Here is a 25,141-nt window from a genome sequence, read left to right on the forward strand (position 1 = left end):
ACGCCTTTCGATGCGACCTGACGCTCCCATTGCCGTTACCATGGGCGAACCGGCCGGGATCGGCGGGGAAATCCTGTTGGACGCCTGGCAGCGAAGAAAAAAAATCGATCTGGCGCCTTTTTTCCTTATCGGCGATCCCGAATGGCTCTCAGGCATCGCCGCGTTCCGGCAAGATCCGGTACCTTTGCGGACCATCGACAGTTCTGACGACGCCGTCGCGTGTTTCGACGATGCGCTGCCCGTTCTTCCCCTGCCGCTTCAAAAGCAGGTGAAGCCGGGGCATCCGTCCCCCGCCAATACAGACAGTGTTCTGGGCGCTATCCGGCACGCCGTCACGCTGTGCCAATCCGGGCAAGCCAGCGCCGTCACGACGCTGCCGATCAATAAATCCGTCCTGTATGAGGGCGGGTTCCGGCATCCGGGCCATACCGAGTATCTAGGAGAATTGGCGGGCGTCGCCAGGACCGTGATGCTGTTGGAAGGTGGCGGATTGCGTGCGGTTCCCGTGACCATTCACCAAAGCCTGCGCAGTGTCCCTGACAGTCTGACGCCTGAGGCGATCGAAGAAACCTGCCGCATCACCGACGCCGCCCTGAAACGATGGTTCGGCCTGCCCGCCCCAACCCTCGCGGTAGCCGGGCTCAACCCCCATGCCGGAGAAGGCGGTGCATTGGGCCGCGAAGAAGAGACCGTCCTACAGCCCGCCCTGGCGCGGCTACGCGCGGATGGGATACGAATTGTCGGCCCCCTGCCCGCCGACACCATGTTCCATGCCGAAGCGCGCCGCACTTATGACGTCGCGATCTGCATGTATCACGACCAAGCATTGATCCCGGTGAAGACCCTGGACTTCCACGGCGGGGTCAATATCACACTGGGACTACCGTTCATCCGAACGTCGCCGGATCACGGCACCGCCTTCAACCTGGCGGGAACCGGCACCGCCCGACCGGATAGCCTGATCGCCGCCCTGAAGGCGGCCGGCCGGATGGCCGAACTTGATACGGAACGACACGCGTCATGACCGACCCCGTTGACGCCGTGGCCGACCTTCCGCCCCTTAGAACCGTCATCGCCGAAAACGACCTCGCGGCCCGCAAATCACTGGGACAGAACTTCCTTCTGGACCTGAACCTGACGGCGAAGATCGCCCGGTCGGCGGGGGACCTTTCCACCGGTACCGTCGTTGAAATCGGCCCCGGCCCCGGTGGATTGACTCGGGGATTGCTGGGCCAGGGGGCGGAACGCGTCGTTGCCGTGGAACGGGACGCGCGCTGCCATGTCGCACTGGCGCCCCTGGTCACCGCAGCTGCCGGTCGGTTGACCCTGATAGACGGCGACGCCCTGGACGTCGATGTGACGGAATTGGGCCCTGCCCCGATCCGCATCGTTGCCAACCTTCCCTACAATATCGCAACGCCGTTGCTGATCGGCTGGTTGAAACAGGCGGACCGCATCGCTTCCATGACGTTGATGTTCCAAAAGGAAGTGGCGGATAGGATCGTCGCCGCCCCGGGCGAGAAGGCATTTTCCCGCCTATCGGTCCTGTGCAATTGGCGCTGCGATACGCGGATGGTCATGACCTTGCCGCCGCAGGCCTTTACACCGCCACCGAAGGTATCCTCCGCCGTCGTGTCCCTGATCCCGAAAACCCCGGCACCGACCGCATGCAGCATGGCATCCTTGGAACGTGTCACTCAGGCCGCCTTCGGTCAGCGCCGGAAGATGTTGCGGGGGGCGCTGAAATCGATCACCACCGATCCGGAAGGCCTGCTGTCATCGGTCGGAATTGCCGCGACCAAGCGCGCCGAAGAACTGACCGTTTCGGAATTTGAGGCCCTCGCCAAAGCCATGGAATAGCGGATACGAAAACGGCGCCGCAGACCGGCGCCGTTCCCGCATTCGAAGAAACAGACCGGATCAGATGTCCGGCGCGTCTTCCGGGCCCAATTTGGACTCGTCCAACTCGCCATCGTCCGGCCCTTCCAGCATGACATTCGACAGGATGCCCGCCTTTTCCCGGATCGCGTTTTCGATCACATGCGCCACGTCCTTGTTTTCCGTCAGGAACCGTTTGGCGTTCTCGCGGCCCTGACCGATACGGTTGCCGTTATGGGAGAACCAAGCCCCGGATTTCTCGACAATTCCCGCATTCACGCCGAGGTCCAGCAGTTCACCGGTTTTGGAGATGCCTTCGCCATACATGATGTCGAATTCGACCATGCGGAACGGCGGGGCAACCTTGTTCTTCACCACCTTCACGCGGGTCTGGTTGCCGACGACTTCGTCCTTGTCCTTGATCTGACCGATGCGACGGATATCGAGACGAACGGAGGCATAGAATTTCAGCGCATTGCCGCCGGTCGTCGTTTCCGGGCTGCCGAACATGACACCGATCTTCATGCGGATCTGGTTGATGAAGATGACGAGGCAATTGGACCGCTTGATCGACCCGGTCAGCTTTCGCAGCGCCTGACTCATCAGGCGGGCCTGCAGACCGACATGGCTGTCGCCCATTTCGCCTTCCAATTCCGCGCGCGGCACCAGCGCCGCGACGGAGTCGACGACCAGCACGTCGATCGCTCCGGACCGAACCAGCGTATCGGCGATTTCCAGCGCCTGTTCACCGGCATCCGGCTGCGAGATCAGCAATTCGTCGACATCGACGCCCAGCTTCCGCGCATAGACCGGGTCCAACGCATGTTCCGCATCGATGAAGGCGCAGGTTCCGCCAGTCTTCTGCGCTTCCGCAACGATATGCAGCGCCAGCGTCGTCTTCCCCGAACTTTCCGGACCGAAGACCTCGATAATTCGGCCCTTGGGCACGCCGCCGATACCGAGCGCGATGTCCAGGCCGAGCGACCCGGTCGGAATCGCCTCGATATCCAGCGAATGCTGCTGGCCGAGCTTCATGATCGATCCTTTCCCGAAGGATCGTTCGATCTGGCCGAGGGCGGCCTCTAGGGCTTTTTGCTTATCCATGTCTTCCTTGCTCACCAGGCGCAGCGCAGTTTGCGTCATCGTGTGGGTCCTTCCTGTCACAGCCACGTTGTCGATGCAACAGGAACACAGTACATGCTTTGTTCTTATTTTCAAGTTCTATTTTTGATCTCATTTATGAATTTTTATTTCAACAGAAAAAGGAACCTTCGGCCCTTGAGCCACAAATTATCCGTCGATGTTCCGAATCATTCCGATGTCGCACCGAATCGGGCGAATCACCCGAATCGCATCGATCATCAACCGTTACGAGTCGTGGCTTCGAGGGACGCGCGCACCCGGCGCGTCAACTGTTTCAAGGAAAATGGCTTCGACAGGAAGCTTACCGCCGGCAATTCGGCGACCTCCTTTGCCACCGACTCCCGCGTATATCCGGATATGCAGATCACCGGCAGGTCGGGCCGCGATTCCCGCGCCTCCCGTATCAGCGTCGCCCCGTCGACCTTCGGCATCACCATATCGGTGATCAGCAAGTCGAAGGACGCCGTTGCAAGGATTTCCAACGCGACCTCACCGGTACGGGCTTCCGTGACTTCATAGCCCTTGGACCGCAAGGCCCGCGCGCTGAAAAGACGGACAGCATCTTCATCCTCCACCAGCAGGATACGTTCCCCGCCGGTATCGTCGTGTTCCACGGCTTCCCGGTCTTCCGCATCGACCCGGTCGGCGCGGTCGCCTTCCGTTTCGGTCGCGCGCGGCAGATACAGACTGAATGTCGCCCCCTTCCCCAGACCTTCGGAATTCGCGGCGACGAAGCCCCCCATCTGGCTGACCGACCCATAGACCATGGCGAGCCCCAGACCGGTTCCCTGCCCGACTTCCTTGGTCGTATAAAAAGGTTCGAAGATATGGGACAGCACGTCCGGCTCCATGCCCATGCCGGTGTCGGACACGCTGATGCTGACATATTCGCCGGGCGGCATTACCTCTTCGCGCATTCGGTAGTGTCGTTCCGACACGAACTTGTCGGTCTGGATAATCAACCGCCCGCCCCGTTCCATCGCATCGCGGGCGTTAACGGCCAGGTTGATGATGACCTGTTCCAGTTGCCCACGGTCGCCGCGGATATGCCAAAGATCGCGACCGTGGATCATCGAAAGCTCGATATTCTCCCCCAACAATCGGCGCAGCAGGTTCGACAATTCCGCCAGTGTGTCTGTCACATCGACCAACTGGGACCGGATCGTCTGCTGCCGGGAAAAGGCAAGCAATTGGCGCGTCAACCCCGCCGCGCGGTTCGCATTCTGCTGTATCTGCATGACATCCGCGAAGGACGGATCGCCCGGCTGGTGACGCTGCAGCAGAAGGTCGCAAAAGCCGATAATGGCGGTCAGCACATTGTTGAAATCATGCGCGATTCCGCCTGCCAACTGGCCGACCGCCTGCATCTTCTGGGATTGGGCGAACTGCTTTTCCAGCCGCTTTCGTTCGGTGGCGTCGATGGCATGCACGACGACGCCCGGGAGCCCGCGATCCGGCAACATGGTGCGGTTGGCATAGATCGTGACGATCCGTTCTTCCGCCCCACCCGCAATGCGCAGGTCAAGCGGTGGCGGTTGATGGGCGTCGCTGCCCAAGGCTCTCGTCGCGGACAAAAGCGACGCAATCCGCGATGCGTCGTCCGGCGCAAACAGTGTTGCGAAATCCGTACCCGGATCGATGCTGCCCCCGAACAGATTGCGAAAGGCGGTATTCGTATCCCGAACGCGTCCTTCCGCATCCAGGATCAGCAATCCGAACGGCGCCCGGTCCAGCGCCCTGTTCAACAGGGCGACCCGCCGGTCCAGCATATCCGCCTGCCGTTGCCGGTCGGACACGTCCTGCAACACGAGCAGAACGGCCCCCCTATCGGTTATGGATTCGGCGATGCCATCGGACGGCCCCTCGATCCCGGTAGAAGAAACGCTGAGCCAGCGGGTCTCCTCCTCCCGGTCCTCGCGCCCGGGCATGGCGATAACCGGATCGGACGCCGCCACCGCTCTCCCGACGGCCCCCGCCACCGACGGATCCTCGGCCCTCATGATCAGCATGTCCATCGTATCGCGAATATCCCGGGTTCCCCCCAAGGCCTGAACGACCGACGCCAAACGCTGCGGCGGCTCCGCTTCGGAAAACAAGCCGGCGCCGTCGTCGCAGGTCAGCACACGCCCATCCGCGCCGATCGTAAGCACGGTGGCCTTGATCGCCCGATACGCCGCCAACATGTCGTGACGGGTCCGCGCGACAGCCGCATCGATGGCGTCTTTCTGTGCCGCCTCATGGCGACCGCGAGAGAGGAAGGGCAAATCCACCATTACTGCGTCTTCCGGCCTTTCAAGTTGAAGACGTAGGATATGACCTTCGCCACGGCTTCGTAATGTTCCGGCGGCACTTCCTGATCGATGTCGACCGTGGCGTACAGCGCCCGCGCCAGGGGCGGGTTTTCGACAATCGTGATCTCATGTTCCTCCGCCACCTCACGAATCCGGAAAGCAATATTGTCCTGACCCTTGGCGACCAGGACCGGAGCTTCCATCGTTTCCGGCTTGTAGGTGAGCGCGACCGCGAAATGCGTCGGGTTTGTAATGACGACATCGGCATTGGGCACCGCCTGCATCATGCGTTCGCGGGCGCGCTGCATGCGGATTTGGCGCAGACGCCCCTTGATCTGCGGGTCCCCTTCCGTGTTCTTGAATTCTTCCTTCACTTCCTGCTTCGTCATGCGCAGCTGCTTGATATGCTGCATACGCTGAAAAATGACATCCGCCCCGGCGATGATGAACAGGATGGTCAGAATCCCGATAAACACCCGAATCATCAAGGTTTCGATCTCGTGTAGGATTTCCGACACTTCCAGTGTCGGAAGGATGTCCAGCCGCCCCATTTCCGGCATCAGCAACGCCACGCCGATCGCCCCGACGACAACGATCTTCAGCATCCCCTTCAGGAATTCGACCATCTGCTTCATCGAGAAAATGCGCTGAAGCCCCTTCATCGGGGAAATCTTATTCAATTCCGGTTGCAACGGTTTGGTCGCAACGTTGAAGCCTGTCTGGGATGCCGCGCCGACGATGGCCAACACGACAAAGACCGTCATCGGGAACAGCATGATGATCGCGACTTCGTAAATCAGCGAGGACATGACCTGCCCCAAGCCGCCGTAATCGGTAAGAAGTTGGTCCGGCCTTTCCAGAAACGCCCGGAAAATGCGGCTCAACTCCTCCATCGTCGTCGGAAAGACGAGTGCGATCATAATCCCGGTACCGAACAGCAATATCCAGGTGTTGACCTCTCGGCTGACGGCGACTTGCCCCTTATCGCGCGCTTCGCGCAGCCGTTTCGCAGTCGGCTCTTCTGTTTTTTGTGAGTCGTCCGGTTGGTCAGACATCTCTCGTCACCGTGCCCCGTTTCCGCCTAGTACGGCAGGAACTGGATAATGAATTCCCGATAGTTGGTCAGGAACCATATCATCATCCCGCTCATCGTCGTCATCAATAGGAACAGACCGATCATGATCTGCAGCGGCATGGCGATGAAGAACACCTGCATTTGCGGCATCAGGCGCGCCAGCAGCCCCAACAGGACAAAGAACATCAGGGCCACGACGACAATGGGGGACGCCATTTGAAACCCAAGCTTGAACATATCCGCCGTGGTCCGTGCCAGAACGTCCGACATGTCGCCCACCATGGGGAATTCGCCCGGTTTGAACAGCGTGTAGCTTTCCACGACAGCGCGGATCAACAGATGATGCGCATCGGTCACGAACAACAGCAGCAACCCGAACATCGACAGGAAGATCGATATCAGGGCGCCCTGATCGGCCGCCAACGGGTTGAAGATCATCGCGCTGGCCAACCCGCTGGTGAAACTATAAATCGACCCGGCGACGGACAGCGCCATGAACATGATGCGCGCGGCCGTGCCGATGAACAGACCGATCAGGATTTCGATAAACAGCAGTCGCAACATCCCCGGCAGATCCGGCGGCAGCGTCGGAATCACGGGTTCGACCGCCGGCGACACGACAATCGACAGCACAACCGCAAAGGCAAGCCGTGCACGCGGGTTCAGGAACGACTCCCCAATTGTCGGCAGGATCACAAAGGCGCTGCCGACCCTGGCGAAGACCATGAAAACGGTGAAGACCTCTGCGGAAAGGACGGCGTTCAGCATCCCCCTATCCGATCGCCACAATCTTATCCATCAGATAGTAAGTAAGGTCCTGCAGGTGGCTGAGCATAAACGGAATCAAAGCCAGCATGGACAGGAAGATGACGATGATCTTCGGCACGAAGGTCAATGTGACCTCCTGAATCTGTGTCAGGGCCTGGATGATCGCGATGGCGAGACCGACGAAAAGCCCGATCAGCATCAACGGGCTTGCGGTGATCAACAGCGCGTAAACAGCCTCCCGCGCGATGTCGAGTGCCTGAGCTTCGTTCATCGGTTCCCTCTTGGGCCCGAGTTCCGACCGGCATGGCCCCTACTCGGACCGTAACTCTACACGATTCCAGAAGTTGGAAAGACGGGTTTGGCCTTCTTGGAGAACCGATCCGTCAACGCCGATCAAATCGGCATGCGCAGGATTTCCTGATAGGCGGAAATCACGCGGTCGCGCACCGTCACAACGGTATTCAGGGTCGATTCCGCTTCGGCCAGCGCGGTCACCACCTCGGTAACCGTTGCCTGCCCGGCCATCGCCTTGGCGGAAAGATCTTCCGCCCGATGGTTCGCATCGATGGCATCTTTTGCCGCGCCCCGGACGAGGTCGACAAAACTGGACCCGCTGGACGCGGTATCTTCCGCCGTCGTGCCCGTCTTGAACACACGGTCCCCACCGGCATTCGCACGGTAGGCAGCGGCGGCGCTCATCGGATCCATTGCCATCGTCTCTCTCCTACTTCCTCACCTCCGTCTGGGGAGGTCCCCTTCTTATACAGGATTGGACCGGGTCTCTCCAACCGATCCGTTCCCTTAAGGGGAATCCCTGACGGGATTAGCGCAGGATGCTCACCGTTTGGGCGTGCATGCTCTTCGCCGTTTCAATCATGCGCAGGTTGGCCTGGTAGCTCCGGCTTGCCTCGCGCATGTCCATCGTCTCGATCAGTGTACTCACATTCGGCAGCATCACGTAACCGTCTTCGTTCGCCGCCGGATGCGACGGATCGTACTGCAGATCGAATTCACTGGGATCTTCACCGATTTCCCGAACCCGAACAACATCCGCCTGAAGCGCCTCGTCCAATCGGTTCTGGAAGGTGATAACCTTGCGCCGGTACGGATCGCCGCCGGGCGTGTCTGCCACGGAATCGGCGTTGGCGATGTTTTCCGAAATGACGCGCAGACGCAGGCCCTGGGCACGCATGCCCGACCCGGCGATAAACATTGAAGCGCGAAAATCATCCATTGTCCGTCTCCTTCAGTCCTGTCTTTGCGACGATGCTTAGCCGCCGCTACCGCTGCCCAAGGCCGCCTTATGCAAGGCCATGTACTTGCGGTAGATACCGGTCGCGAGGTTGTAGTCTTCCGTCGTTTCGGTGAGCTTCATCATCTGCTCTTCCAGAACGACGCTGTTCCCGTCCACCGAGGTTTCGTAGACCTTGTCCGCATCCGATTCCTCGAACCGTGCCGTGCTGTCCGGCAACGCGACATGCATCGGGGAACTGACGGCAAGGGAGACGCTACGGTCCTGACGGGCCATGGCATCCGTGAATTTCAGGGGGGCGAGATCCTTGGCGTGGTAGCTGGGCGTGTCCGCGTTCGCGACGTTCTGCGACAGGACCCGCTGACGCTGACCCAGCCAGGACATCTTTTCCGACATCATACCAAACAGCACGGTGTTTCCGAGCGACATGGGACTGTTCCTCTCTCCATTCTCCACTGTCACCGATCGGTCTCTCCTCCGATTGGCCGGTGACATCCGAACAAAAGCAAACGCCGTGCCAACTTTATTTCGCCATGCGATTCGGCGGAAGGCAGCCTGCCAATGTCATGTCTAACCTGTCATGATTTACTGAATTTTCAAAAGGTTATTATTTACTCAATTCTTCACAGATTCCTATTTCACCTAATTTTACTGAAAAAATACAGCGAACGCGTGACGGGTTAAGGAAACACATCAAATTGATTAAACGAATTTTAAGAAATTTTCCGTAATACATTGAATTCGAACGGAATATCTGAAATACAATTCCGTGCTTCAGCAAGGAACGGCAATGGCAAGATCACAGCCGCCAGACGAAAAACGATCCGCAACGTCGGAAGAGTCCGACCGGACCGGTCCGCCGGAAAAAGTTGCCGTCGCCCTTTCTTACAAGCCGCAAAGCGCCGACACAGCGCCGACAGTCAGCGCGAGCGGCCGCGGCTATCTCGCTGAAAGAATTATCGAATTGGCGGAGGAGATGGACATTCCCATTCGCGCCGATTCCGACCTGGTTGAGATCCTTGCCGCGACGGAAGTGGGGGAGGAAATTCCCGTTGAGGCCTTCATCGCGGTGGCGGAAATCCTTCGCTACGTCTACGCTTTGAACGGTCAGCAGGCGCCTCGGTTCGACGAGGACTGAACGCCCGCAACACGGTCTTTCATGAAGACGGTTGTTCACGAAGCGCGGCGCTTCCCACGGGGCCACACTCTCGGCTTCGGTCTTGGCGCTCAAACGGGGGTCCGGGTTCGGATATGCATCCTACCGACTATCTGCAATTCGCCGTCGCCCTGATTTTCGTCCTTGGCCTGATCGGTCTGACAGCGGTATTGCTGCGCCGTTTCGGTCCCGGCGGCCAGGGCACCAACCGCCCGCGCCCGGGTACCGCCCGCCGCTTGTCCCTGATCGAAACCCTGCCGATCGACGCCCGCCATCGTCTGGTCATCGTCCGCTACGACGACAGCGAGGCCGTGGTGATGCTGGGCGCGCAGAGCGACACGGTGATCGAAAAGTCCATCCCGGCGAAGCCCAGAGACATCGCGGGGCCGGTCGGCGGCGGCGGCGCCTTCGATGCCATGATCCGGCGCATCGGCACCGCGCGAAGCAAGTCGGTCGGCGAAAACGGCGACGATCGCAAGGAGTCCGCATCGTGACCCGCCCCCTCCCCTTCGCCAAGCGTGGACTGATCGGCGGGCTTGCCGGTGCCGCCGCCGCTGTCCTTCTGCTATCGGCACCCGCTGCCGCGCAGTCTATCAATATCGATATCGGCGAGGGCGGTACGGTGACCGGCCGTTTGGTTCAGCTTGTCGCACTGTTGACGGTTCTGTCGCTGGCACCGTCGCTATTGGTCATGATCACCAGCTTCACCCGACTGATCATAGCCTTTTCTCTGCTGCGCACGGCCTTCGGGGCGCAACAGACGCCGCCGAATACGGTGCTGATCGGGCTGGCGCTGTTCCTGACCTTCTTCATCATGCAGCCGACGCTGGAACAATCCTATACGGAAGGTATCCAGCCGCTGATCGAGGAACAGATTCCCGAAGACGTCGCCTTTGAGCGCGCCATCGGACCGTTCCATGAATTCATGATGCGCCATGTCCGGGAAAAGGATTTGGCCCTGTTCATGGATATAGGCGGCATTTCGACCGCCATCGAACCATCGGAAACGCCGCTGCGCGCGCTGATCCCGGCCTTCATGATTTCGGAACTGAAACGGGCCTTCGAAATCGGGTTCCTGCTGTTCGTTCCCTTTGTCGTGATCGACATGGTCGTCGCATCCGTCCTCATGTCCATGGGGATGATGATGCTGCCGCCGGTGATGATTTCCCTGCCCTTCAAGCTGATATTCTTCGTGCTTGTTGATGGCTGGTACATGGTCGTCGGCAGCCTGGTGCAGAGCTTCAACCCGGTATAGCGCGCCGACCGGGACTCGGAATCCGATTCCCATTTACGGATGGCCGTAGACGTCAGCTTGAGCTGGCGCTGACTTCCGCGCTGGGCGGTTCCGGCGGGGCGAACAGCCTGTCGCGATAGGCCTTCAGGAACGCGTCGAACCGTTCGGAATCGATCAACTGATCGACGGTGGCGAGGACGTCCCCACCGGTCGGCGCCTGATCCGGGTCGGTGATGAAATCGAACACACCGGATAGGGAACTGTTGGCCATCGTCGGCCCCCAGATATCCACCAGATCGCGCAGGCCTTCCTTGTCGTTGTTCTGGAACAACGCCACGGCCCAGCCGATGATATAGCGGCCGCGTTCCCCTTCCACGCCTTCCGACGGGTCGGTGGGCGGGTTACCGGCAAGGCGTTGCAGAACCTTGGCGGATTCCTGCCAATTCTCCGTCTTGCGATACAGATCGCGGCGGATCAAGTCGGCCTCGGTACTGACGTCGCCCGCCAGTTCCTTGATCGCCGCATCATATTCGCCCTGCTGGAATTTCGCACGGGCAAGCAGGCGATCGCGGTCCGCCTCCAGCCGGTCATCCAGATCGAACAATTCCAACCCGCGCCGTCCGGCGGCCAGTGCCTCTTCCGCCTTCGTCGGTTGATCGTCCAATAGGTAGATCAGCGCCAGTTTCGAACTCAGCCGCACGCGCTCCTCGCCCGGCGGCAGGCGGTCTTCGTCCGACAGCAATTCCTGCAGCTTCGCCGCCGCTTCCGTCAGCAAGTCCAGCGACGCGAGCCGATCGGCGATATTCTCGATAATCTTGTCGCCATCGGATCCGGTCGGGGTCAGTTCCTTGAATTCCTCATAGAGGGCCAAAGAGCGCAGCGGGTCCATATCGTCCGCGCCACCGTCGAGGAAAAGCGTCTTGAAGGTATCGACCATCTCCCCCGCCAGATCGTCGGCGACCGGATCGCCGGGGAAGTATTTGACCGCCGTGCGATAAACTTCCAACCCTTCGAAATAGTCGGGCTGGTCCAGGTAAAGCTCGCCCAAGCGGCGCAGCAGGTGCAGCTCGCTACGGTCACCACGCCACGCATAGCGCAGGCGTTCCATACGCTCCAGCGCTTCCTCGTCGGTCATGAAACCCTGACGCAGACCGAGGGAGATCAACGCCAGTTCCGCGCGATAGGCATATTTCCTGTCGCCGGACGTCATCACGTCGTTGAAAAGTTCTTCCCCCAGATCGAAATCGGTATTCGCGATCGCCAGACGCCCGCGCTGATAATCCAGCGCCGCCTGTTGGGATCGAGTGAGTTCGCCGCGGTCCTGTTCCAGCGACTTGATCCAGGAATCCGCCGCGCGGATATCACGGTTCGCGAAGGCCGTATCGATGCGCAATAGCCCCAGCACCCCTTTTACCGGATAGGGATAGCGGCTCAACAGGCTGTCGCCGGGCTTGAAGGCGTCGGACGCAGCCAGATAGTCGCCCGCTTCCGCCAGCGCCGCCCCACGCCAGATCGCCGCCTCGGCGAAACCGTCCAGACGCGGATCGGCCAACAGGTCACGTGCCTCAGGATAGCGGTTCGCTAGGACGGAGGCCGCGCCTTTCAGCGCGACATTTTCCGGCCGCCCCATGAATTGCTTGTCGCTTTCCTCCACGACACGCAACACGCCCAGCGCTTCCTGACCGCGATCATGCGCCATCAGGAAGCCCGCCACGCCGATGCGCGCCGCATTGATCTTTTCGTCCGGCACTTCGGCCAGGGACCGGAAAAGCGACTCCCATTGCTTGGAATATTCGGCAGCCGGGCCGCGCATCCAACCGGCCAGGTCGAACAGCCGCCGTGAACTCAACAAGGGGCCTGACGAAACCGGCGCTTCCGGCGACACGGCGGAAATCGCCAAACCGTCCGGTGCACTAACTTGGAAGCCGTCGAAATTGCGTTCCAGCAGAACCGTGTCCGACAGCCGGATCAGGGCGACACCTTGCGCTGTCGGCAGCAATTCGAATTCCGGATAGCGGCGTAATCCGTCAATGCCCATTCCGGATTCCAGGAACGTGGCGACACGCATCGTATCGCCCATTTCCGGGTCGGGGACGTTCAAAGCCGCGCCGGGCCGTTCACTGGGAAACACCAGATGCGGCCCGATTTCAGACGTCACATCGGCGGTGATCAGTGCCTGAACCGCGGGTTTCTGCGGGTTACGGCGGAACTCGACGACCCAGTTGAACCCTTCCCGTCGGGCACTGGCATTCACGCGCCGGTCAGGCACACTAAGGCGCAGCACGGTCGCCCCACCTATCGGCAGTTGATCCAGCCGTTCGATCAACGGCGCGCCTTCTGTACGCAAGGGCGACAGTTCCAACGGCGCCCCCTCGTCGAACACGATCCAGATATTGTCGTTCCGCCGGAACACCGCCGCGCCGACATCTTCCGTCCATTGAAAATTATAGGTTACCAGTGCCGGACCGGCGGGCGCGACTTCTTCCATCTGCGCCGGGATGGCCGGTTCCACCTGGGGCGCAGGCTGCGCCGCAGCGGCATCCTCCGCGACCTGCGTTTCGTCGGCAGGAGGTTCCGAGGCGGAAGCTTCCGGGGCGGGGATCGCTTCACGCTGCGGCGCCTCCTGTGCGGCCGCTTCCCCGTCCGGCGGCGGGGGCGGTACTTGCAAATTCGGTTGCAACCCCTCTCGGAACTCGATCTGCCCCGATTGCAATGCCCCGGCCAAGGCTCGGTCTTGCGCGGCGAGCTGTTGTTCTTCGGTCAACGGGGCCGGTTCCGACGTCGGCGTTTCCGCAGCCGGTTCTGATGTCGGTTCGGGCGTCGGTTCGGACGACTGGGGGGCTGCTTGGCTCTCAGCCAGGGGCGGCACGCTTTCGACGGGCAGCGGCGCCGCCGCCGTGTTCCGCACCGTGTCGTCCGCCAATACGTCGACAACGACCTTTTCCTCTAACGGAAAATGTCGGATTTGCGCAACGTCGGGCACGGCGAGAACAAGCCGCAAGCCCGCATCGGTCGTCGTGCTTTGCGCCACCCGAATTCCGGCAGGCAGGGTCTGTTCGAAGGCGGCGACGTCGATGGTCGCGCCCCGCCCGAAATCGACGGTCAGCGCCCGACCGTCCTTCGTCGCGGTATAGCCGGGCGCCTGCGGCCAGTCGAAAACGATCCGGGTATAGCCGGGATGTTCCCCCACGCGGATTCCCAGCGTCCCGGCAAGCGGTGCCGTCGCGGTGGCAGCCGGTTGTGCGGGTTGAGCAGCCTGTTGCGGCGCCGTCGCTTGTTGGGTCGGCGCGGCCTGTTGGGTCGATACAGCCTGTCCCGCGGCTTTCCGCAGGTCCACAACGATGGAATTGTCGTTGCGGAAATCACCCAATGTCATCGGGCCGGTCAGCGTCAACCGAACTTCCTGTCCGCCCGCGTCGATTTCGGCCTGGGTAATGTAATCGCCGAGCCTTTCCCGCACCGCCGCCAGATCCGCTTGCAGCGCACGGTCGAACCGAACCGTCAGGACGGAGCCGCTGATGGTCGCCGTATATCCGGTTTCGACCGGCCAATCGAACACGATGCGCGCGAAATCGGAATGCTGCCATGCCCGGATACGAACGGCGTCCTGGGCCCAGGCCGACACGGCGATTGCCGCAACCAGCAATGGGGCCATCAACAAGCTCGGCACTGCGCGGGTCAGGAAACATCTCATTGGCCGCGCGCCTCCGGCACAATGACGATATCGACGCGGCTTGCCAGTTTGAAGCGTTCCGCCTCCGGAATATCCCGGTCGATATGGCTGTATTGCCCATCGGCCAAGGCCAACACGGTGACGTCTTCGGTATATCCGGCATCGTCCAGTCCCCGGGCGACGCTTAAGGCGCGGGCCAGCGACATATCCCAATTCGATGCAAAACCGGATCCGGATGGCGGCGGGTTGGGATCGGTATGTCCGCGAATATCCAAACGGTTGCCGAACTGCTTAAATACCGTCGCCAATCGGGACAGTGCGCGGCGGCCTTGATCCCCCAGTGTCGCAACGCCGTCGGTAAAAATTCGATCCGCCGGAAGCGACAGGACCAATTGATCGTCCAAGCCCGTCATTCGGATCGACGACAGGATCGGGTCGCTGGCCAATTTTTCTTCCAGGATGCGTTGCAGATACCCCGTCGGGAAGGCCGGGACCAAACTGACCCGCGTCACCGCCCGCTCACCGACCGGCTTCGGCTTCCCCTCCACGCGCGGCTGATCCCGCGTCGCCATGACGGAAATGATGGAATCCCATTTTTCCGATTGCAGATGCGACATGGAAAACAGCATCACGAAAAAGGCCAACATCAAGGCGCTGACATCGCCGAAGGTGATCAGCCAGATCGGGGATTTGATCAGCACTTCTTCTTCCGGCAGGTCGTCGTCCAGCACACCGGATTCCAGATGCATCGACGCTTCCGGCGGGTGACCGCGCTCCGATCCCCCGTCCCGACCGTCTGCCCCGGCCCAGCGGGTCTGCGGTTCATCCATATCGCCGTCGCCATGGGTCTGGATATCGCTCATTGCCGCCCCTCCCCCGGAAAGATGGGGTCGGGGTCGGCGACCGGTGCCGTGGCGGTCGCGTCGGACGACTTGGCAAAGGTCATGAAGGCGCGGTCCTCGTCGCGGATAAAGAATCGGAACCGCACTTTCGACGGATTACCGATCTGGATGCCGATTTCCAAATTGGCTTTCGGCGCACCGCCTGCGATCAGGGCTTCGGCCAAGCTACCGACCCGCTGGAAGGCCAGCGCCGCATCATTTTCGGCATTGGTTGCCGCGGGGCTTTCCACGATAAGCGCGCCCGGATCGGCAAGGTCTACCGCAACCCCGCCCCCCGGCGTCTGCTGCGGCGGCAGGACCGATCGCGCCGCCGCCCCGGTGGATATTCCATCCGACACCATGGTGACCGGTGCCAGATTCTCCACGAACAGGATCGCCTGCATTTCCACGACCTGCCCCGGCATGCGTGCCGACAGAACATGCGCCGTGGCCGCGATCAGGTCGCCGCGATCGCCCCGGATCATCGGTTCGGCCCCGACGAACAATTGGAAAACCGGCAGTTCCACCATGATCTGCAAACCGGTGGAAAAGCGGTCGACCTTTACGAAAGGGATTTCGCTGAGCCATAGGCGCTCAACCTCGTCCAGAACCTTCTCCGGATCGGGAACCGCACCCAGAGTCGAAATCAGCACTTCGGCGTTCTGATCCGGATCGGCCGCGGTCTGGAACGTCGCCGCGACGCTGCTGAGCACGTCGCGCGACTTCGTTTCGCGAAGAGAGGAGATCGAGTTCAACAGAATGAAAAACGCCAATAAGAGCAGGAAAAGACTGAGAAACAGCAACGGTCCCGTCTCCCGTCTAACCGGGAGCGGATGTTCGTCTTCGAACAGGTTCCGTTCGTCTTCCGCATACATTGTTCGACTATGCCGGATTCGTCCGGCAAACCGCAACAAATCCAACGACTTTCAGGCAATTCTTCGCGGACCGCTCGGAAACGATACTCGGCAGTCCCGGAATCGAAAAAGCCGCCCGGATGTCGAGCGGCTTTTCAAAGACGTGCCGTGGGGGCGTCATACGACGATCACCCCACAATCCGATGCTTAGAAAGCACCGATCACCGAGGTCAGTTTCGCCTTCAGCGTCGCGGCGTTGAATGGTTTGACGATATAATTGCTGACGCCCGCTTCCTTCGCGGCGATCACGTTTTCGGTCTTGCTTTCCGCCGTGATCATGATGAAGGGCATGTTCCGCATCTTGTCGTCCGAACGCACTTCGCGCAGCAACTGAAGACCGGTCATGGGTTCCATATTCCAATCGGAAATAACCAGACCGTATTCCTTCGTCCGAAGTTTGGTCAGCGCGTCACTGCCGTCGGTCGCTTCATCGACATTATTGAAACCCAGCTGTTTCAGAAGGTTCCGAATAATGCGCAACATCGTCTTATAGTCATCCACGATCAGGATGCTCATATTCATGTCGACAGCCATGTCCGTACTCCGCCTCGCCTAACTTATTTTCCGGGCATTTGACCGCCCGGTAAATTCCATAATGATGCAGAAGGTACCCATAAAGGCCCTCCTTGCAAAGTTAATATAGATGAATTCTTTCATGAAAGTTAACGTCGGAACCGGAATTACCTAATTCTTCGCTTTATTGGCGAAATTCCGGCAGCGCTTGGCGCGCATCGATTTCCTGCGTCACGATAACGGCCTTGTCGGCGTCCATCGCTTCCAGAATCGGCGCCAGTTTTCGATCGCTCATCCCCCGGATCACGCTGAGGATCGTATCCAGCTCCATCGTATTGAAAATCGCCGCCGCTTTTTTCGGCTTCATCGCGGCAAAGACACGCTGCAGGCGCTCGCTTTCCTCGTCTTCCTTCTGCTCATAGCGGGCGACGAGGTTTTCGATTTCCTGGCGGATGCTTTCCAGATTGCGCTGCGTTTCGGCGATGCGGGTTTCCACAACGCTTAACATCGCCTCGCGCTGTTCCAATTCCTTTTCGCGTTGATCGAGGGCTTCCCGGCGCTTCGCAAGACTGTTCGCCAGCCGGATTTCTTCCGGATGCATATCGTTCGACCCGTCGATGATCGGAACGTCGCTATCATCCAGTTCCAGGGGCGTCATTTCCCCCGTATCGCCGGGAACAGGCGGTACGGCTTCCGCGTCCTGGGCAACAGCCGTGCCCGTCTTGACGGTGGATCGACCATTGCCGTCGAAGAAATCCTCAAATACCGATCCGGCCCGGAAGGACAGGCCCACCGCCGCCAAGAATATCGCCATCGGTATCAGTCGAACACGCATATCCGCCTCTTACCGCATATCCTGCAGAGCCTTCAACAGCTCCGACTTGGATTTCGCGCGCGCTTTCTTGGCCGCCGACTTGTCCGGGGCCGCGACAACGCGGTCTTCCGGGGCCGCGGACAGCGCCCTGCCGCCCCGTTTCGCCGCCGCTGACGGCTCGTCACGATCCATCGCTGGTTCAACGGAACCGACCCCAGCGCGCGCCGTAGTTTTGTTCCCGGCACGGATTCCGGTTTCCAGCGCGTCGGCAACCTTTTCCCCGCGTTTGATCAGGAATTCCAGATCGTCGCACAGTTCCCCCGCCTTCAGCGACGCCTTCCGGGTCGCATCCAGCGAACCGCCTACTTCCTGACGCAGGTCGGACAGCGCCGATTCCGCGCGGGTCGTGGCCTGGGTGAAATCCGCAATCAGCTTTTCCAGTTCTTTCCGGCCGGAGCGGATGGCGCTGACCTGCCGGTTCAGGCGAATCCCATAGAAAATCGCCACGCCCAGCAAAATCATGAGCGCGATATCGAATGCAATTCCCAGGACCGTGCCGATCATGTTCTTTCCAGCCAATCCGTCATCGTCCTACCCGTTCCGTCACAACCGCAGAACGGGACGACCGCCTTCAGTCTAATATATCAGGATTCGAAGGCGGTTTGACTAGGGTGTCCGTCGCAACGGAATTCTCCACCCGTGCCGCAAGACCGAGTGCTATTCCACTTCGGCGCGTTTGTCGATCCGTACGGCGATATTTCTGCCCTTGCGCCCCATTGTGCCGGTGAACATGGGCATACTGCCGCAACGCAATTGCACCGGTGTTTCCGGCGTCGCCTGCAGCGGCAGGAACATGCCTTCCTCCCAATCCAGCACCTCGCCCAAGCTCATGCTGACCTCGTCGAGCACCGCCTCGATCGGCACTTCCGTGAACCAGAGTTCCGTCGCAAGGTGGTTTTCCCAGATGGAATCGCGACCGAATTTTTCCCCCATGAACATCTGCAGCAGAAGCTCACGCACGGGTTCCAGCGTCGCATAGGGCAGCAGCAGTTCCAGGCGGCCGCCGCGATCTTCCATATCGATGCGCAGACGCGCCAGGATCGCCGCGTTGGCGGGCCGCGCGATGGTGGCGAAACGCGGGTTCGTTTCCAGCCGGTCGAACCGCATGCTGACGGAGGATAGCGGATCGAACGCCGCCGACAGATCCGTCAGCACGACATTGATCATGCGTTCGACAAGATTGCGTTCGATCGTCGTGTAGGGTCGGCCTTCGATACGCATCGCCGCCGTTCCCCGACGCCCGCCCAGCAGCACGTCGACGATGGAATAGATCAGTGAGGAATCGATGGTGATGAGGCCGTAGTTGTCCCATTCCTCCGCCTTGAACACGGTAAGCATCGCCGGCAACGGGATGGAATTCAGATAATCCCCAAAGCGGATGGACGTAATATTGTCCAGGCTGACTTCCACGTTGTCGGAGGTGAAGTTACGAAGGCTGGTCGACATCATCCGGACCAGACGGTCGTAGACGATTTCCAACATCGGCAGGCGTTCATAGGACACCATGCCGGAATCGATGATCGCCTCGATCCCCGATTTCGATCCGTCGTCGTCGCCGCCCTCCTGAAAGCCAAGGAGGCTGTCGATTTCGTCCTGATTCAGCACACGGGCGGAGCCACCGCCGCCGCCCATATCGTCGTCGCCTTCGGCCATCGCGGCCCATTCAGCCGCAAGGTCGTCCGCGTCCGCATCTCCATCCGCGCCGCCGCCGATATCTTCTTCGGCCATTGCGGCCCATTCGTCGGCCATTGCGTCCTGATCGTCAGCCATACCTTGCTCGCTCGCGCTTCTTCGTAGTCAGACTTCCGAACACATAAAGCAATATCGGGGCCAAAAGCATTCCGGGCGCTATTGAACCAGCATCTTGACCAGCAGCAAATCCTTCACCGGCGTCGGCGCCACGATCTGCGAGACCCGCCGATACAACTCCTCCCTTATAAGGTAAGCGCCCTCGCTGCCGTTCAATTCCTCCGGCCGCAATTCGCGCAGGAAGACGTTGAACTCACTGACGATCTTGGGACGCAACTGCTCCACCGCCGCCACCGCTTCCTGATTTTCGAGTTCCAGCTGAATCTCGACGACCAGGAAATTCTTACGCGTGCCTGTGCCGCTCAAAGAGACGGTAATTTCTTCCATCGGATAGAAAATGCCGGGCGGCGTAACCTCCTGCGGGGCGGCATGATCTTCCGCGGGCGCCTCATGGTCCGCCGCGGCCTCCCCTTCCGGATGCTCTGCCTCGATCCCTAAAAGCGGATCCAGAAGACCCAATGCGAAAACGGCCCCCGCCGCGCCCCCCAACAACAGGACGGGCAGGACGATGAACAGGATCAGCTTCTTGCCGCTGACCTTTTTCTTTACCGGACCGCCTTCAAAATCGTCTTCGTCGCTCATCGCTTATTCCGTTTCCTTGCCTACCCGGCAGCGCCAACCCGGCAGCCGTTGCACGGCATATCCTGCCCGAAAGACCCTATCACAGGGCCACCGGATGCGAAAAACCTTCCCTGTCACCGGCGAGATATGTCTGCCCAGCCCGGCAACGATTTCAGAAAACCACCAACAACCCATTGTTTCAAATGATTTTTTAAAACTGGCACGCCCTTTGCTGAGTGAGGGGCGAGAGAGCAGACGGCCAATCCTTGGAGAGGGGGCGGCCGGAAACGAAGAGAGAGAAAGGCGTCCGCGCCATGGAGAATACTACCTATATCGGACTTTCCCGTCAGATCGGGTTGCGCAGAGCGATGGACGTGGTTGCCCACAATATCGCGAACGCCAACACGCCGGCCTATAAGGCGGAACGGCTGGTCTTTCAGGAATATCTCGCCAAACCGGAACATTCCGAAAAGCTCTCCTTTGTCCAGGATGTCGGCATGGCGCGAGACCAAAGCATCGGTCCGCTGACCACGACCGGGAACGACTTCGATGTCGCCATCACGGAAGAAGCCGGTTTCTTTGTCGTCGATACACCGCTCGGCGAACGCTACACCCGGCACGGCCGCTTTCAGTTGAGTGCCGATGGACAATTGGTCACCGGCGAAGGTTATCCGGTTCAAGGCGCCGCCGGGGCCATCAACATCCCGACGGATGAAGGCCGGATTTCCATTGCCGCGGACGGCACGATCTCGAATGAGAACGGCGTCCTGGGAAAATTGCAGGTCGTCGACTTCGAAGACCCGCAACAATTGCGGAAGGCCGCCAACGGGTTGTTTTCCGCCCCGGACGGTGTGGAGCCGAACGATGTCGCAACGCCGTCCCTGGCCCAGGGAATGATTGAGGATTCGAACGTTCAGCCGATCCTGGAACTGACCCGGATGATGGATATCAACCGGACGCATGAAAGCGTCACCAAGTTCCTGCAACGCGAAGATGAGCGGATCAAGGACATGGTCGAGAAGCTGGGCAAGCCCGCAGCGTAACGACCTCTCGGTAACGCTTACCTGATCTGACACGAAACACGAACGACGGATACGAGGAGAAATACCATGCGCTCATTGAGCATCGGTGCAACGGGGATGCTGGCTCAGCAGCTCAACGTTGAAGTGATCTCCCACAACATCGCGAACATGAACACGACGTCCTATCAACGGCGGCGTGCGGAATTCCAAGATCTGCTGTATCAGAACCTGCGGCGCGTCGGGTCCGAAAGTTCGGACGCCGACACGACAGTTCCCGTCGGGGTTCAGGTCGGCCTGGGTGTGAAAACCGCCGCCGTCTATCGCATCACGGAACAAGGCAACCTGACGCTGACGGAAAACCCGCTGGATGTCGCGATCAACGGCGAAGGGTATTTCCAGGTCGATCTGCCCAGCGGCGAAACCGCCTATACCCGTGCCGGATCGTTCCAGTTGGATGGGCAGGGTGACTTGGTCACCGTGGACGGTTTCACCGTCAATCCGGGCATCACCATCCCGGCCAACGCGGTCGACATTTCCATTAACGCGTCCGGTCAGGTTCTCGTGTCCATCGACGGCCAAACCGGAACGTCCAATGTCGGACAGCTGGAATTGGCGCGCTTCGCCAACGATGCGGGCCTGCTGGCGATCGGGGACAACCTGTTCATGGAAACCCCGGCCTCCGGCACGCCCAACACCGCAGTTCCGGGCACGACGGGCTTCGGCACCATTCAGCAGGGTTTCCTGGAAACGTCGAACGTGAACGTCGTTGAGGAAATCACAAACCTGATCACCGCCCAGCGCGCCTACGAAATGAACTCGAAGGTCATCGAGACCTCCGACCAGATGATGTCGACCCTGACCAACCTGCGCTAATCCGCGACCGGTCCGACTGAAGACGAAAAGGACGAAAGCCATGAACATCAAGACGACGCACGGGATCGGTTTGGTCTATGCCCTGCTGCTCGCGGGGATGGCCGTGGCTGTCGGGATCAGCGCGTTCAACGGCACCGCCCACGCGGCGGAAGACGATACGGCGCAGCAAGTGGAAGATGTCGGCGGCCCGGTCGTCATCAACCCCATCGTTCAGGTCGACGGCGACTATGTTCTTCTGGCCGATCTGTTCAGCCCGGCGGAAAAGTATGGTGACCGCGTCGTCCTTCGGTCGCCGGAACCGGGCCAGGAAACGGTTCTTCCCGCCGTGTGGTTGTGGAAGGTGGCGAAGACCTTCGGTATCGATTGGCAGCCGTCCAGCACCGCCGACACGATCACGGTCAACCGTCGCAGCACGATGCTGAAAGCGGACTCCATTACCGGCCTGCTGCGGGACGCCTATTTCAAGCGGACGGGTGAAGACGACCTCGTCGAACTGGAAACAGACGGAACGGTGCAGCCGATCCATCTGCCGGTTTCCACCGCGCCGACGGTGCGCCTGGATCGGTTCGACCTCGACAACCGTACCGGGCGCTTCACGGCCACGGTCATTGCTCCCGCGGAAGGTCGTCCGCTTTACAAAACCACCGTTGCAGGCCGCTTCCTGCGGGTGGTGGAGATGCCGGTTCCGACCCGACGTCTGGGCAAGGGACATGTGATCGAGCCCGGAGATATCGCGATGGTGCGCCTGCATGAGGAAGACCTGGGCACCAATCTGATCGTGGACCCGGATCGTCTGATCGGTCAGGCCGTCTGGCGGTCCCTGTCGACCGGCCGTCCGGTTGCAAACACCGATGTCCGCGCGCCGGTGCTTATCGAAAAGGGTCGCGTGGTCAGCGTGATGCTACAGAACGGCAGCATGACCCTGACCGTTCAAGGTCGCGCCATGCAGGACGGTTCTAAGGACGAGGTCATCCGCGTGCAGAACACGCAAAGCAATATGGTGATCGAAGCCGTCGTGGTGAATGAAGGCCGGGTCATGGTGACCCTGCCCGAAAACCTGGCACTGAATACACAGTAAGAGAGCAGGCCCGAAGGCGCCCCTTTCGGACGCCCTTCCCTGAAGGAGAGAGACGATGAGCCAGTTAAACGAACGAGGACGGAATTGGAAACGCGGTCGCACCTTGGCCGCCGCGACCCTCGCCGCTGCCCTGCTGTCCGGCTGCAACTCGCTGGAACGCCTTGCGCAAGTGGGCGAGGAACCGTCGATGAACCCGGTGGAAAATCCGACTTACGCGCATGACTACAAGCCGGTCAGCATGCCGATGCCTGCCCCCGTACAGGCGGCCTATCAGCCCAACTCGCTGTGGCGACCGGGCAGCCGGGCTTTCTTCAAGGACCTGCGCGCCAATGAAATCGGCGATATCGTGACCATCAACATCGATATCTCCGACAACGCGACCCTGAACAACTCGACGACCCGCGGTCGAAACACGGCCGAAAACGTCGATGTCGACTCCCTACTCGGCTATGCCGGATCGTTGAACGCCATTCTGCCGGAAGCGGTCAATCCCGCCGCGCTGCTCGCCTATGACGGTCAGACGACGAATACCGGGTCCGGCACGATCACCCGTGGCGAGACGATCCTCCTCAACGTTGCGGCGGTTGTGACGCAAGTCCTACCCAACGGGAACCTCGTCATTCACGGACGCCAGGAAACGCGCGTGAACTACGAAATCCGCGAGTTGCAGATCGCGGGCGTCATTCGTCCGCAAGACATCTCCGCCGAAAATACCGTGGCTTATGACGATATCGCGGAAGCCCGGCTGTCCTATGGCGGACGCGGCCATATCAGCGACTTCCAGCAGCCGCGCTGGGGCACTCAGATCATCGACGTGATCATGCCCTTCTAAAGAAAAAACAGAGCTTCGACGACGCCCGCGTACTCTCTCTCCTCTCTCTCCAACGCGGCGTTATCGAACGGGGCCCGGACTCTCCATCCGGGCCCCCATTTTTTAGCCGCCTGCTTTCAGATACAAAAAAGCCCGGGTCAATCGGCCCGGGCTCTTGTCGCGATGCGCGGTGGAAGGATCAGTCTTCGCGATGTAGGCGTTCCATCCGCTCGTGCCGCTCCTGGGCTTCCAGGCTCAGCGTCGCGATGGGACGCGCTTCCAACCGGCGCAACGAAATCGGTTCACCCGTTTCTTCGCAATAACCGTAGGAATCGTCAGTAATGCGCTCCAGCGCCGCGTCGATCTTGGAAATCAACTTCCGCTCCCGATCGCGGGTGCGCAATTCGATCGCCCGGTCCGTTTCCATGGAGGCACGATCCGTCAGATCCGGCTGCGCCAAGCTCTCCGACTGCATGCTTTCCAGAGTTTCAGAGGATTCCCGCAGGAGTTCGGCCCGCCAAGTCAGGAGCTTCTGACGGAAGTACTCCTTCTGAAGAGGATTCATGAACTCTTCATCATCGCGGGGGCGATAGTCCGGCGGAAGCAGGGTAGACGCCATCTGCGCCTTCACGTTGCTACCGGTATCGTCCGAAGCTTCGCTGCTCGACATATCGTTCTCCCGATCTAGCCGGTCCCTTATAAAGGAACGCGCGGCTTATATTGCGGGTGCCAGAACAAAACAACCCATTTTTTCGAGGATATGTGCGGCCTTCCCGTACAAAGCGCGTATCCGAGTAACGCATAGGCCTGTAAGGATTTGAAATCGCCGCAGGACCGCCTTTTGGGTCAAACTGCGGATCAGTCGCGCGGGGCGTGCTTCGCCAGTTCGACGGCCACCCGCAACTCGATGTCGTCCAACACTGTCTTCAGTGCCGGATCCGAGGTTGTTTCCGTCCGAGTCGCAAGCTTATTTTGGAGCTGCGTCAACTGATGTACGGAAAGGCTGCCCGTCAAAAGACCGATACGGATGGCATCCAATTCCTTCAGCAGGGATTCTCCCCGTTCGACGGCGGCACGGTTCTTCCCCTTCCCGTCGGGATTGGTCGCATCGACCGCGTCGACACCTTGCAAGGCGAGCAAGGCATCGATGGATCCAAGCGTCGCGCCACCGGCAAGTCCTGAGGTTTCCTCAACCGGTTCCTCTTCCGACGAAGACCCGCGTAGCGCGGACGAAAAGCCCGCGCCTTTCGATGCGCCAGCCTTCGAGGTTTTCTTAGCCTGCCCCGGTTTCCCGGATGAGCTCGGTCCGTCGACTTTCATGGAAGTACCTTACCC

General features: G+C 60.2%; 27 protein-coding genes. 9 read left to right on the forward strand and 18 right to left on the reverse strand.

The window, feature by feature from the left end:
- The first annotated feature begins 10 nt into the window (after positions 1–10).
- Positions 11–1,024 carry a 4-hydroxythreonine-4-phosphate dehydrogenase PdxA gene (pdxA, locus tag HH303_RS17510; RefSeq protein WP_169626655.1) on the forward strand — a complete coding sequence of 338 codons (1,014 nt, stop codon included), beginning with the start codon at positions 11–13 and terminating at the stop codon, positions 1,022–1,024.
- A complete protein-coding gene (gene rsmA, locus HH303_RS17515) occupies positions 1,021–1,860 on the forward strand; it encodes a 16S rRNA (adenine(1518)-N(6)/adenine(1519)-N(6))-dimethyltransferase RsmA (protein WP_169626656.1) in 840 nt (279 codons plus the stop codon). The genes pdxA and rsmA overlap by 4 nt, the downstream gene beginning before the upstream one ends.
- Positions 1,861–1,920: 60 nt before the next feature.
- Here rsmA and recA read toward each other — a convergent pair whose 3' ends face one another.
- From recA to HH303_RS17555, 8 genes are all read right to left on the reverse strand, one after another.
- Positions 1,921–3,021 carry a recombinase RecA gene (gene recA, locus HH303_RS17520; protein ID WP_169626657.1) on the reverse strand — a complete coding sequence of 367 codons (1,101 nt, stop codon included), beginning with the start codon at positions 3,019–3,021 and terminating at the stop codon, positions 1,921–1,923.
- A gap of 218 nt (positions 3,022–3,239) precedes the next feature.
- Positions 3,240–5,294: a response regulator gene (locus tag HH303_RS17525; RefSeq protein WP_169626658.1), complete on the reverse strand. Its 2,055-nt coding sequence runs from the start codon at positions 5,292–5,294 to the stop codon at positions 3,240–3,242.
- The gene (flhB, locus tag HH303_RS17530; protein ID WP_169626659.1) at positions 5,294–6,367 is read right to left on the reverse strand and encodes a flagellar biosynthesis protein FlhB; all 1,074 of its coding nucleotides are present in this window, start codon (positions 6,365–6,367) and stop codon (positions 5,294–5,296) included. The genes HH303_RS17525 and flhB overlap by 1 nt, the downstream gene beginning before the upstream one ends.
- Positions 6,368–6,393: 26 nt before the next feature.
- Positions 6,394–7,155, reverse strand: a complete 762-nt coding sequence (gene fliR, locus HH303_RS17535; protein WP_169626660.1) for a flagellar biosynthetic protein FliR — start codon at positions 7,153–7,155, stop codon at positions 6,394–6,396.
- Positions 7,156–7,159: 4 nt separating this feature from the next.
- Positions 7,160–7,426: a flagellar biosynthesis protein FliQ gene (gene fliQ, locus HH303_RS17540; RefSeq protein ID WP_169626661.1), complete on the reverse strand. Its 267-nt coding sequence runs from the start codon at positions 7,424–7,426 to the stop codon at positions 7,160–7,162.
- 122 nt (positions 7,427–7,548) lie between these two features.
- Positions 7,549–7,869: a flagellar hook-basal body complex protein FliE gene (locus HH303_RS17545; RefSeq protein WP_169626662.1), complete on the reverse strand. Its 321-nt coding sequence runs from the start codon at positions 7,867–7,869 to the stop codon at positions 7,549–7,551.
- 109 nt (positions 7,870–7,978) lie between these two features.
- Positions 7,979–8,389 carry a flagellar basal body rod protein FlgC gene (gene flgC, locus HH303_RS17550; protein WP_169626663.1) on the reverse strand — a complete coding sequence of 137 codons (411 nt, stop codon included), beginning with the start codon at positions 8,387–8,389 and terminating at the stop codon, positions 7,979–7,981.
- A 36-nt stretch (positions 8,390–8,425) separates the two neighbouring features.
- The gene (locus HH303_RS17555; RefSeq protein WP_169626664.1) at positions 8,426–8,836 is read right to left on the reverse strand and encodes a flagellar basal body rod protein FlgB; all 411 of its coding nucleotides are present in this window, start codon (positions 8,834–8,836) and stop codon (positions 8,426–8,428) included.
- Positions 8,837–9,197: 361 nt separating this feature from the next.
- Between HH303_RS17555 and HH303_RS17560 the strand changes: the two genes are divergently transcribed.
- The 3 genes from HH303_RS17560 (at position 9,198) to fliP (ending at position 10,818) form a co-directional block, all read left to right on the forward strand.
- Positions 9,198–9,545, forward strand: coding sequence for an EscU/YscU/HrcU family type III secretion system export apparatus switch protein (locus HH303_RS17560; protein ID WP_169626665.1), 348 nt, complete (start codon positions 9,198–9,200; stop codon positions 9,543–9,545).
- A 113-nt stretch (positions 9,546–9,658) separates the two neighbouring features.
- Positions 9,659–10,057: a FliO/MopB family protein gene (locus HH303_RS20145; protein ID WP_227421903.1), complete on the forward strand. Its 399-nt coding sequence runs from the start codon at positions 9,659–9,661 to the stop codon at positions 10,055–10,057.
- Complete coding sequence (gene fliP, locus HH303_RS17565; protein WP_406611457.1) at positions 10,054–10,818, forward strand: flagellar type III secretion system pore protein FliP; 765 nt, start codon at positions 10,054–10,056, stop codon at positions 10,816–10,818. The genes HH303_RS20145 and fliP overlap by 4 nt, the downstream gene beginning before the upstream one ends.
- 52 nt (positions 10,819–10,870) lie before the next feature.
- On the opposite strand, the gene HH303_RS17570 is transcribed toward fliP, so the two are convergent.
- From HH303_RS17570 to HH303_RS17605, 8 genes are all read right to left on the reverse strand, one after another.
- Positions 10,871–14,491: a tetratricopeptide repeat protein gene (locus tag HH303_RS17570; protein WP_169626666.1), complete on the reverse strand. Its 3,621-nt coding sequence runs from the start codon at positions 14,489–14,491 to the stop codon at positions 10,871–10,873.
- Positions 14,488–15,333: an OmpA/MotB family protein gene (locus HH303_RS17575; RefSeq protein WP_169626667.1), complete on the reverse strand. Its 846-nt coding sequence runs from the start codon at positions 15,331–15,333 to the stop codon at positions 14,488–14,490. The genes HH303_RS17570 and HH303_RS17575 overlap by 4 nt, the downstream gene beginning before the upstream one ends.
- Positions 15,330–16,154: a hypothetical protein gene (locus tag HH303_RS17580; RefSeq protein WP_169626668.1), complete on the reverse strand. Its 825-nt coding sequence runs from the start codon at positions 16,152–16,154 to the stop codon at positions 15,330–15,332. The genes HH303_RS17575 and HH303_RS17580 overlap by 4 nt, the downstream gene beginning before the upstream one ends.
- A gap of 258 nt (positions 16,155–16,412) precedes the next feature.
- Entirely contained in the window at positions 16,413–16,799 is a 387-nt protein-coding gene (locus tag HH303_RS17585; protein ID WP_169626669.1) for a response regulator, read from the reverse strand.
- Between the two features lie 163 nt (positions 16,800–16,962).
- Complete coding sequence (locus HH303_RS17590; RefSeq protein WP_169626670.1) at positions 16,963–17,613, reverse strand: MotE family protein; 651 nt, start codon at positions 17,611–17,613, stop codon at positions 16,963–16,965.
- A 9-nt stretch (positions 17,614–17,622) separates the two neighbouring features.
- A complete protein-coding gene (locus HH303_RS17595; protein ID WP_169626671.1) occupies positions 17,623–18,156 on the reverse strand; it encodes a DUF6468 domain-containing protein in 534 nt (177 codons plus the stop codon).
- A gap of 153 nt (positions 18,157–18,309) precedes the next feature.
- Positions 18,310–19,422 (reverse strand): flagellar motor switch protein FliM, encoded by a 1,113-nt coding sequence (gene fliM / locus HH303_RS17600; protein WP_169626672.1) that lies wholly within the window; start codon positions 19,420–19,422, stop codon positions 18,310–18,312.
- A 78-nt stretch (positions 19,423–19,500) separates the two neighbouring features.
- Entirely contained in the window at positions 19,501–20,043 is a 543-nt protein-coding gene (locus tag HH303_RS17605) for a flagellar basal body-associated FliL family protein (RefSeq protein WP_169626673.1), read from the reverse strand.
- Positions 20,044–20,336: 293 nt separating this feature from the next.
- On the opposite strand from HH303_RS17605, the gene flgF reads away from it, so the two are divergent.
- From flgF to flgH, 4 genes are all read left to right on the forward strand, one after another.
- A complete protein-coding gene (flgF, locus tag HH303_RS17610) occupies positions 20,337–21,065 on the forward strand; it encodes a flagellar basal-body rod protein FlgF (protein WP_169626674.1) in 729 nt (242 codons plus the stop codon).
- 66 nt (positions 21,066–21,131) lie between these two features.
- Positions 21,132–21,917, forward strand: coding sequence for a flagellar basal-body rod protein FlgG (flgG, locus tag HH303_RS17615; protein ID WP_169626675.1), 786 nt, complete (start codon positions 21,132–21,134; stop codon positions 21,915–21,917).
- 40 nt (positions 21,918–21,957) lie between these two features.
- Positions 21,958–22,995, forward strand: coding sequence for a flagellar basal body P-ring formation chaperone FlgA (flgA, locus tag HH303_RS17620; protein ID WP_169626676.1), 1,038 nt, complete (start codon positions 21,958–21,960; stop codon positions 22,993–22,995).
- Between the two features lie 55 nt (positions 22,996–23,050).
- On the forward strand, positions 23,051–23,827 hold the full coding sequence (gene flgH, locus HH303_RS17625; RefSeq protein ID WP_169626677.1) for a flagellar basal body L-ring protein FlgH: 777 nt from the start codon (positions 23,051–23,053) through the stop codon (positions 23,825–23,827).
- A 178-nt stretch (positions 23,828–24,005) separates the two neighbouring features.
- Here flgH and dksA read toward each other — a convergent pair whose 3' ends face one another.
- Positions 24,006–24,425 (reverse strand): RNA polymerase-binding protein DksA, encoded by a 420-nt coding sequence (dksA, locus tag HH303_RS17630; protein ID WP_169626848.1) that lies wholly within the window; start codon positions 24,423–24,425, stop codon positions 24,006–24,008.
- Between the two features lie 239 nt (positions 24,426–24,664).
- Positions 24,665–25,126 carry a flagellar assembly protein FliX gene (locus HH303_RS17635; RefSeq protein ID WP_169626678.1) on the reverse strand — a complete coding sequence of 154 codons (462 nt, stop codon included), beginning with the start codon at positions 25,124–25,126 and terminating at the stop codon, positions 24,665–24,667.
- Positions 25,127–25,141 lie beyond the last annotated feature (15 nt).

The organism is Pacificispira spongiicola (assembly GCF_012926505.1).
In the GTDB taxonomy this organism is placed as follows: Bacteria; Pseudomonadota; Alphaproteobacteria; order UBA8366; family Aestuariispiraceae; genus Pacificispira; species Pacificispira spongiicola.

What these genes read in the sequence shown, in the direction of transcription:
- pdxA (WP_169626655.1), top strand. Translation starts at nt 11, where the DNA reads ATGCGACCTGACGCTCCCATTGCCGTTACCATGGGCGAACCGGCCGGG.
- rsmA (WP_169626656.1), top strand. Translation starts at nt 1,021, where the DNA reads ATGACCGACCCCGTTGACGCCGTGGCCGACCTTCCGCCCCTTAGAACC.
- recA (WP_169626657.1), bottom strand. Translation starts at nt 3,021, where the DNA reads ATGACGCAAACTGCGCTGCGCCTGGTGAGCAAGGAAGACATGGATAAG.
- HH303_RS17525 (WP_169626658.1), bottom strand. Translation starts at nt 5,294, where the DNA reads ATGGTGGATTTGCCCTTCCTCTCTCGCGGTCGCCATGAGGCGGCACAG.
- flhB (WP_169626659.1), bottom strand. Translation starts at nt 6,367, where the DNA reads ATGTCTGACCAACCGGACGACTCACAAAAAACAGAAGAGCCGACTGCG.
- fliR (WP_169626660.1), bottom strand. Translation starts at nt 7,155, where the DNA reads ATGCTGAACGCCGTCCTTTCCGCAGAGGTCTTCACCGTTTTCATGGTC.
- fliQ (WP_169626661.1), bottom strand. Translation starts at nt 7,426, where the DNA reads ATGAACGAAGCTCAGGCACTCGACATCGCGCGGGAGGCTGTTTACGCG.
- HH303_RS17545 (WP_169626662.1), bottom strand. Translation starts at nt 7,869, where the DNA reads ATGGCAATGGATCCGATGAGCGCCGCCGCTGCCTACCGTGCGAATGCC.
- flgC (WP_169626663.1), bottom strand. Translation starts at nt 8,389, where the DNA reads ATGGATGATTTTCGCGCTTCAATGTTTATCGCCGGGTCGGGCATGCGT.
- HH303_RS17555 (WP_169626664.1), bottom strand. Translation starts at nt 8,836, where the DNA reads ATGTCGCTCGGAAACACCGTGCTGTTTGGTATGATGTCGGAAAAGATG.
- HH303_RS17560 (WP_169626665.1), top strand. Translation starts at nt 9,198, where the DNA reads ATGGCAAGATCACAGCCGCCAGACGAAAAACGATCCGCAACGTCGGAA.
- HH303_RS20145 (WP_227421903.1), top strand. Translation starts at nt 9,659, where the DNA reads ATGCATCCTACCGACTATCTGCAATTCGCCGTCGCCCTGATTTTCGTC.
- HH303_RS17570 (WP_169626666.1), bottom strand. Translation starts at nt 14,491, where the DNA reads ATGAGATGTTTCCTGACCCGCGCAGTGCCGAGCTTGTTGATGGCCCCA.
- HH303_RS17575 (WP_169626667.1), bottom strand. Translation starts at nt 15,333, where the DNA reads ATGAGCGATATCCAGACCCATGGCGACGGCGATATGGATGAACCGCAG.
- HH303_RS17585 (WP_169626669.1), bottom strand. Translation starts at nt 16,799, where the DNA reads ATGGCTGTCGACATGAATATGAGCATCCTGATCGTGGATGACTATAAG.
- HH303_RS17590 (WP_169626670.1), bottom strand. Translation starts at nt 17,613, where the DNA reads ATGCGTGTTCGACTGATACCGATGGCGATATTCTTGGCGGCGGTGGGC.
- HH303_RS17595 (WP_169626671.1), bottom strand. Translation starts at nt 18,156, where the DNA reads ATGATCGGCACGGTCCTGGGAATTGCATTCGATATCGCGCTCATGATT.
- fliM (WP_169626672.1), bottom strand. Translation starts at nt 19,422, where the DNA reads ATGGCTGACGATCAGGACGCAATGGCCGACGAATGGGCCGCAATGGCC.
- HH303_RS17605 (WP_169626673.1), bottom strand. Translation starts at nt 20,043, where the DNA reads ATGAGCGACGAAGACGATTTTGAAGGCGGTCCGGTAAAGAAAAAGGTC.
- flgF (WP_169626674.1), top strand. Translation starts at nt 20,337, where the DNA reads ATGGAGAATACTACCTATATCGGACTTTCCCGTCAGATCGGGTTGCGC.
- flgG (WP_169626675.1), top strand. Translation starts at nt 21,132, where the DNA reads ATGCGCTCATTGAGCATCGGTGCAACGGGGATGCTGGCTCAGCAGCTC.
- flgA (WP_169626676.1), top strand. Translation starts at nt 21,958, where the DNA reads ATGAACATCAAGACGACGCACGGGATCGGTTTGGTCTATGCCCTGCTG.
- flgH (WP_169626677.1), top strand. Translation starts at nt 23,051, where the DNA reads ATGAGCCAGTTAAACGAACGAGGACGGAATTGGAAACGCGGTCGCACC.
- dksA (WP_169626848.1), bottom strand. Translation starts at nt 24,425, where the DNA reads ATGGCGTCTACCCTGCTTCCGCCGGACTATCGCCCCCGCGATGATGAA.
- HH303_RS17635 (WP_169626678.1), bottom strand. Translation starts at nt 25,126, where the DNA reads ATGAAAGTCGACGGACCGAGCTCATCCGGGAAACCGGGGCAGGCTAAG.